This is a genomic window from Salinisphaera sp. PC39, from assembly GCF_040361335.1.
Classification (GTDB): domain Bacteria; phylum Pseudomonadota; class Gammaproteobacteria; order Nevskiales; family Salinisphaeraceae; genus APNM01.
Genome location: NZ_APNM01000005.1, coordinates 229,071 through 236,384, shown reverse-complemented (window position 1 = coordinate 236,384; position 7,314 = coordinate 229,071). Strand labels below are relative to the sequence as shown.

At 69.0% G+C, this 7,314-nt stretch carries 7 protein-coding genes; 4 read left to right on the top strand and 3 right to left on the bottom strand.

What is annotated here, in order from left to right:
- Nucleotides 1-176 precede the first annotated feature (176 nt).
- From PC39_RS07195 to argE, 3 genes are all read right to left on the bottom strand, one after another.
- Nucleotides 177-917 (bottom strand): 16S rRNA (uracil(1498)-N(3))-methyltransferase, encoded by a 741-nt coding sequence (locus PC39_RS07195; RefSeq protein ID WP_353252690.1) that lies wholly within the window; start codon nucleotides 915-917, stop codon nucleotides 177-179.
- Nucleotides 914-2,209 (bottom strand): amino-acid N-acetyltransferase, encoded by a 1,296-nt coding sequence (gene argA, locus PC39_RS07190; protein ID WP_353252699.1) that lies wholly within the window; start codon nucleotides 2,207-2,209, stop codon nucleotides 914-916. The genes PC39_RS07195 and argA overlap by 4 nt, the downstream gene beginning before the upstream one ends.
- 257 nt (nucleotides 2,210-2,466) lie before the next feature.
- On the bottom strand, nucleotides 2,467-3,627 hold the full coding sequence (gene argE, locus PC39_RS07185) for an acetylornithine deacetylase (RefSeq protein WP_353252689.1): 1,161 nt from the start codon (nucleotides 3,625-3,627) through the stop codon (nucleotides 2,467-2,469).
- A gap of 127 nt (nucleotides 3,628-3,754) precedes the next feature.
- On the opposite strand from argE, the gene mltF reads away from it, so the two are divergent.
- The 4 genes from mltF (at nucleotide 3,755) to mrtJ (ending at nucleotide 7,142) form a co-directional block, all read left to right on the top strand.
- Nucleotides 3,755-5,152 carry a membrane-bound lytic murein transglycosylase MltF gene (mltF, locus tag PC39_RS07180; protein ID WP_353252688.1) on the top strand — a complete coding sequence of 466 codons (1,398 nt, stop codon included), beginning with the start codon at nucleotides 3,755-3,757 and terminating at the stop codon, nucleotides 5,150-5,152.
- A 67-nt stretch (nucleotides 5,153-5,219) separates the two neighbouring features.
- Entirely contained in the window at nucleotides 5,220-5,561 is a 342-nt protein-coding gene (locus PC39_RS07175; RefSeq protein ID WP_353252687.1) for a post-PEP-CTERM-1 domain-containing protein, read from the top strand.
- Nucleotides 5,545-6,729 (top strand): JDVT-CTERM domain-containing protein, encoded by a 1,185-nt coding sequence (locus PC39_RS07170; RefSeq protein WP_353252686.1) that lies wholly within the window; start codon nucleotides 5,545-5,547, stop codon nucleotides 6,727-6,729. Before PC39_RS07175 ends, PC39_RS07170 begins: the two co-directional genes overlap by 17 nt.
- Nucleotides 6,705-7,142: a JDVT-CTERM system glutamic-type intramembrane protease MrtJ gene (mrtJ, locus tag PC39_RS07165; RefSeq protein ID WP_353252685.1), complete on the top strand. Its 438-nt coding sequence runs from the start codon at nucleotides 6,705-6,707 to the stop codon at nucleotides 7,140-7,142. The genes PC39_RS07170 and mrtJ overlap by 25 nt, the downstream gene beginning before the upstream one ends.
- Nucleotides 7,143-7,314 lie beyond the last annotated feature (172 nt).

Sequence of the window (7,314 nt, the reverse complement as noted above, 5' to 3'; positions counted from 1 at the left end):
CCTGGCACTTAAGATGCCGTATAAGAGGGGGGAGTCCATCCCATCAGAAGCTGCGAAGCAGCTATCCGGGCGGCGGATGCAGGCCCATCACGGGAGAGTGTCAGGATGCCGGATCGGCGCTGCGCGCCTTCCGGCATGACAAATACGCACCTCTCTGTGCGCCTCCGTGGTGCTTGTCACCCCATGTCGCCCCACAACGCTTGCAGTATCGCAAGGGCCGCAGGCCCCGCGGTCTCGGTGCGCAGCACGCGGGGGCCGAGGCGGATACGGCTGAAGCCGGCGGCGCTTGCGGCTTCCAGTTCGGCACCGGACAGGCCCGATTCCGGCCCGATGAGCAGGCAGGCGTCGACCGTGCGCGGCAGGGATGCGGGACCGCTTTCCGCCGCGGGGTCGAGCACCAGGCGGGTGGTTCCCGGCGCGACGGCGAGCCAGTCGCCCAGCGGTGTCGGTTCTTGCACCTCGGGCACCCGTTCGCGGCCCGATTGCTCGGCGGCGCTTTCCGCGACCCGCCGCCAGTGGCTCAGCTTGCGCGCGAGGCGTTCGCCGTCGAGCCTGACCTGCCCCTTGTCGGTGAACAGGGGTCGGATCGCGTGCACGCCCAGTTCCACGGCCTTGGCCACGGCGAAATCCATGCGGTCCCCGCGCGCGATGCCCTGGGCGAGCACCAGGCGAAGCGGCGATTCCCGGTGTGCCGGTCGGTAGCGATCGACGCTCAGCTCGATCAGCCCCCGGCCGAGGTCGGCCACCGTGGCGTCGTATTCGCCGCCGCCGCCGTCGAAGAGAATCACCCCGTCGCCGGCACGCAGGCGCAGGACATTGCGCAGGTGGTGCGCCTTGTCGCCCTCGATGCGGACCTCGGCGCCCGCCGCCAGCGGTCCCTCGACATGGACGCGCGGGATGTGGCCGCCGCGGTTCACAGCGCCTTGATGTAGACCGCCGAATTGCGCTGGTAGTTGTAGAGCTGACGCTTGGACAGGGGCAGGTCGGCGAGGTCGCCGGGCTCGAAGCCGTGCTCCACGAACCAGTGTCCGGCCTTGGTCGTGAGGATGAACAGCCGCCGCAGGCCCAGGGCCCGGGCCCGCTTCTCCACGGACCGCAGCAGCAGCTCGGCGCGCCCCTGGCGCCGGTAATCCGGATGGACCGCCACGCAGGCGAGCTCGCCCACGGACTCCTCGGTATACGGCATCAGGGCGCAGCAAGCCGTGATCAGACCGTCGCGCACCAGCACGGTGTACTGGTCGATCTCGAGTTCGAGTTGCTCGCGGGAGCGGGGCACCAGCACGCCCGCCGCCTCCAGCGGCTGGATCAACGCCAGCAGCCCGCCGGCATCCTCGGCGGTGGCCTGGCGGACGGTGTCGTAGGTATCGGCGGCGATGAGCGTGCCCACGCCGTCGCGGCTGTAGAGCTCGCGCAGCAGGGCGCCATCGTCCTCGAAGCTCACCAGGTGGGCCCGGGTCACGCCCTGACGGCAGGCTTGCACGGCCGCCTCTAGCCGGGTGCGGTCGGCCGTCTCCAGGGCACCCTCGTCGGCGAGCAGGGCCTCGGCCTCGTGCAGCCCGAGTTGGGCGGGCAGATCGGTGCGCCGGTCGTGCAACTCGGCGCCGGCGTGCAGCAGGACCAGCTTGTCGGCCCGCAGCGCGGCGGCGGTGGCGGTGGCGACTTCCTCGTGGAACAGGTTGAAGATCTCGCCGGTGGGCGAATAGCCGATCGGCGAGAGCAGCACGATATGGCCGCGGTCGAGGTGGGTGCGGATGGCGTCCACGTCCACCCGCCGGACCTCGCCGGTGTGCTGATGGTCGACTCCGTGCGCCACGCCGACCGGCTTGGCCGTGACCAGGTTGCCGCCGGCCACGCGCAGCCGGGCGCCGCCCATGGGTGTGCTCGCCAGGCCCGTCGACAACAGGGCCTCGATATCCATGCGCAGGCTGCCCACGGCCCGCTTCACGCAAGCCAGGGCCTCGACGTCCGTGACCCGCACGCCCGCCACCATGCGGGTGTCGATGCCGGCACCGGCCAGCGCGGCGTCGATCTGCGGCCGTGCGCCGTGCACGAGGACCAGGCGCACGCCCAGGCTGTGCAATAGCGCGATGTCGTAGACCAGGGCCTCGAAACCGGGCGCGCCCGCGGCCTCGCCGCCGAAGTTCACGACGAAGGTGCGGCCGTGGTGGGCGTGGATGTAGGGCGCGCTCGCACGCAACGCCCCGACCATCGCCCGGGCGTCGGCGGAATCCTCCGGCTTGTCGACCGCGTCGTTCACTCGACTATCCCCAAACCTAAACTGACCATTATCCCAGAGATGCCAGGAAGATTAACCACAGAGACACAGAGAACACAGAGTTAAGACTATTGCCCAGAAAGGCCTGAAGAACAAAAGATGTTGATTTTAGGCCCACACTGGTTTTCGTGTCTTTTTGCCTTTTGGCTGTTTTTTATCTCTGTGCTCTCTGTGTCTCTGTGGTTCATTGATCAAACGCAGAAACGTTCGATCAGGCCGTGGAGGATGCGTTTCATCGGCTCGATGCGGTCCAGCGCCAGGTATTCGTCCGGCTGGTGGGCCTGGGCGATGTCGCCGGGGCCGAGGATCACGGTGTCCATGCCCCAGTCGTTGTAGAACGCGCCCTCGGTGCCGAAGTCCACGGCCGCCGGGGATTCGCCGGTGAGCTCGGCGGCCGCGCGCACGATCGGCGAGTCGGCCGGTGTCTCGAAGGCCGGCGTGCCCACGAACAGTTCGGTGAAATCCAGCGACCAGGGGCCGTCCGCCAGGGCCGCGCGCACCCGTTCGCGCAGGCCGTCGCGCAGGGTCTCGATGCGGTCCCCCGGCAGGAAGCGCAGGTCGAGCTGCAGCTCGCAGCGGGCGGGGATGCGGTTGGGGCTGTCGCCGCCGCGCAGCACGCCGGCGTTGAGGGTGGCGTGCGGCACCGGGAAGCCTTCGCCGCCACCGCGGCCGGCAAGGTCGTCGCGGTAGTCCAGGACCGCGTCCAGCACGTGGCGCATGCCCTCGATGCTGTTGATGCCGTGTGCGGGGTTGCTGGAGTGTCCGGCACGGCCGCCGACCGCGACGGCTTCCATGAAGATGCCCTTGTGTCGCGCGATGGGCACCAGCCCGGTGGGCTCGCCGATCACCGCATAGCGGGCCGGCGGCGGCCCCCCGGCCGCGAGGGCGCGGGCGCCGTCCATGCCGCATTCCTCGTCCGCGCTGGCCAGGATCACCAGGGGCGCGTTCAGGGCGCGCGCCCGGTAGTCGCGGGCGACATCCGCGGCGAGAGCGAGAAAGCCCTTCATGTCCGCCGTGCCCAGGCCGTGCAGCCGGCCGTCCCGTTCGGTGAGCGAGAACGGGTCGGAGGTCCACTTGCCCTTGTCGTAGGGCACCGTGTCGAGATGGCCGGCCAGGGCGAGGCCGCTTTCGCCGCCGGTGTCCGGGCCCAGGCGCGCCACCAGATTCACTTTGTCGGCGCGTTCGGGCAGCGGGTGCAGCGTGCAGTCGAAGCCCAGCTCGTCCAGCCAGCCGGCCAGGCGCTCCGCCGCCTCGCGGTTGCCCGTGTCCCAGGCCGGGTCGGCGCAGCTCACGGTGCGGCAGGCGACGAGGTCGGCGAACAGGTCCCGGAATTCGGGGATGCATCGGCTCATGCGGCTCTCGCGTAGCGGAATGTAGGGAAATTCGGGAATCCGGCCGCAGCATAACGGGACGGCGGCGCCCCGGCCACAACGGGCTGATAGGGTAAGGCACAGAGGTATGTCGATGGAGGGGACCATCATGAGACACGCGAATCCGGGTCATCGCCTACGGGCGTTCGCCATGCTGGCCGCGCTGGCGGTGGCGGCGTGCTCCCAGGACGAGGGCGCGCCGAACAACGACGTGGACCACGAACCGCGGGCCACGGCGGGCGATCTCGACACCATCCGGGAGGCCGGTGTCCTCCGCATCGCCACCCGCAACGCCCCGACCACTTATTACATCAACCGGGACGGCGAGCCGGCCGGCCCCGAGTACCGGCTGGGCAAGGCATTCGCGGAATCTCTCGGTGTCGAGCCCGAATTCGCGGTCTACGACAGTGTCTCCAGGATGCTGGCGGCGGTCGCCGAGGGGCGCGCCGACCTGGCGGCGGGCGGCCTGACCGAGACCGATGCCCGGCGGGAACGCTTCGGCTTCGGCCCCGCTTACCAGACCGTGCGCCAACAGGTGGTTTGTCGCGCCGCCAAGCCGCGCAAGCCGGCGGATCTGGTGGGGCTGGACCTGGCGGTGATCGCCGGAAGCAGCTACGAGGAACGCCTGAGCGCCCTCCAGGAGCAACATCCCGAACTGGCCTGGCAATCGGTCGCGGACGTCGGCACGGAGCAACTCCTGGAGCGAGTCTGGCGCGAGGAGATCGACTGCACCGTGGCCGACTCCAACATCGTCGACATCAACCGGCGCTACTATCCGGAACTGTTGGTGATGTTCAATCTTGGGGCGCCGCAGAAGCTCGCCTGGCCGATGCCGGCGGGCGCGGACGGACTGCGTGCCGCCGCCGAGTCCTGGCTGGCCTCGTTCCGCGAGTCCGATCGTCTGGCCGCGGTCTGGGACCGCTATTACGGCTTCATCGCCAAATTCGACTACGTGGACAAGAAACGCCTGGTGGAACGGATCGACGAGCGTTACACCCGCTATGACCACCTGTTCGAGCGTGCGGCCGACAGCCACGGTGTGCCGCACGGTCTGCTGGCGGCCCAGGCCTACCAGGAATCGCACTGGGACCCGGATGCGGTGAGCCCCACGGGGGTGCGGGGCATCATGATGCTGACCCGGGCCACGGCCCGCGAGCTGGGCGTGGAGAACCGCCTCGATCCCGCGCAGAGCATCGACGGCGGCGCCCGTTACCTGCGCAACATGAAGAAGCGGCTGGACGAGGAGATCGCCGAGCCCGACCGCACCTACTTCGCCCTGGCGGCCTACAACGTCGGCCTGATGCACCTGCGCGACGCCCAGAAGCTGGCGGCGCGCCAGGGCCTGGACCCGCATGAATGGCGCGATGTGCGCGAAACCCTGCCGCTGCTTTCGGACAAGCGCTACTACACCCGGCTCAAGTACGGCTACGCGCGCGGCACCGAGCCGGTGCGCTATGTCCGACGGATCCGTGATTACCGGGATGTAATCATAAGGAAGGTCGAGTGACGGACAATGCGGACAAGGCGGGCCGGATTTCGGTAGGCTGGGGGCAGTCCGCGGGGAGAATGGTCCGATGACAATCCGTGCCCTCGTCGCCGTGCTGGCCCTCGCGCTGTTGCCGGCGACCATGACCGTCGGCCCCGACGCTGGCTCGGACGCCACGCCGGCACCGTCCGCGTCGCAAGCCTACCTGGACCCGGAGACGGGGCGGTTGGGCGTCCCGACATCGGCGCAGCGGGAGGCGACCCGTGCGCGCCGCGCCGTCACCGCGCCGCAGCCGGCCGCGGTGCAGGTCGAGCGCCGCGACGGGATGACCATCGTGCGCCTGCCGCGCGAGCGGCGGGTCCACGTGCGCGCGACCCGGACGCAAGACGGTGACTTGCATATCGAGCATGGCCATGCGTATCGCGACTAGGCTCGCCGTGCTCGTCCTGGCCGTTGCCCTGGGCCTGCCCGCGGCGCACGCCGCGCAGATACGCATTATCAACCAGGACGATCCCGGTGAGGGTCTCAACGATGACTCGCCGCGGGAGCCGGTGGGCGGCAACGAGGGCACCACGCTGGGCGAACAGCGCCTGCTGGCGCTGGAGTACGCGGCGGAGATCCTCGGTAGCCGCCTGCGCAGCGCCGTGACCATCCAGCTCGCCGTGAACTTCGATCGCCAGAGCTGCTCGATCAACAATGCCACGCTGGCTTCCGCCGGCGCCGAGACCCTGATCGAGAACTTCTCCGGCGCCCCGCGCAGCGACACCTTCTACACGATCGCCCAGGCCAACGCCCTGGCCGGCGAGCGACTGGACGACGGGCCCGATATCGGCGCCACCTTCAACAGTGCCCTCGACAATACCGGCCTGTCCGGCGACCAGCTCTGTCTCGGCGGCGCCGACTGGTACTACGGTCTCGATAACGATCCGCCCGACGGCGACCTCAACTTCGTATCCACGGCGGTTCACGAGATCGTGCACGGCCTGGGTTTCGCCACCTTCGTCGAGCTTTCCACCGGGGCCTTCGTCCAGGACACGCCCGACATCTACTCCGTTTTCATCCGGGATCTCACAGCCGGCAAGAATTGGCACCGCATGAGCGACAGCGAGCGCATGGCCTCGGCGCAGAACGACGGCAACGTCGTCTGGAGCGGTGACGCGGTCACCGCCGCCGCGCCCGATGCGCTGTCGGACGGCACCACGCCGGACGGGCAGGGCACGCCGCGGGTGCTGCTGTACGCGCCGTCGCCGGTTGAGGCGGGGTCCTCGATCTCGCACTGGGATACCTCCCTGCGACCCGATGCCCTGATGGAGCCCTTCAACACGCCCGAGAACGATGTCCTGCACGGCATCGGCCTGTCCGCCTGTCTGCTCCGGGACATCGGCTGGGAGTTGATCAACGGCACCGAGTGTCCCGATGACGCCGCTTCCGCGATCGTCGGTCCCGCCGAGCGGGCCGAGGGCGGCACCGGTTCCGACAGTGGCGGTGGCGGCGGGGGCGGTTGCACCCTGGGCGGCGACACGAGCGATCCGCTGTGGCCGCTGATGCTACTGCTGGCGCTGGCCGGCATCGCATGGCGCCCCGCGCGGGCGCGCTGATACGGGACGGACGGCTCTGGGCGGCGCTGGCCGCCGGACCGCTGGTCTGTCCGTTGCTGGCGCTCTTGCCCGGCGTGGCCTGGGCGCCGGCACTGCCCGATCCCGGATCGCTCTGGCCCTGGCTTGCCGTGCTGGTCTATCCGCCGTTGGAGGAAACGGTGTTCCGCGGCGGCTTGCAGCCGTGGCTGGCACGCCGCTGGCGCTGGCGGCTGGGTCCGGTCAGCGCCGCCAACCTCGCCACCAGCCTGGTGTTCGCGGCCTTGCATTTGTTCTACCACCCGCCGCTCTGGGCCGCCGGCGTATTCGTGCCGTCGCTGGTGTTCGGCCATTTCCGCGAACGGCACCATGGCCTGACCGCCCCGATCCTGCTGCACGCCTGGTACAACGCCAGCTACATGGTTCTGTTGGCGTGATCCATGATCCATGATCCGTGATTTGTGATTCGTTGGGGAGAGGGGCTTACGCTCTTTGCCAATCACCAATCACCAATCACCAATCACCAATCACCAATCACCAATCACCAATCACCAATCACCAATCACCAATCACCAATCACCAATCACCAATCACGTCTTTGATAAGCTT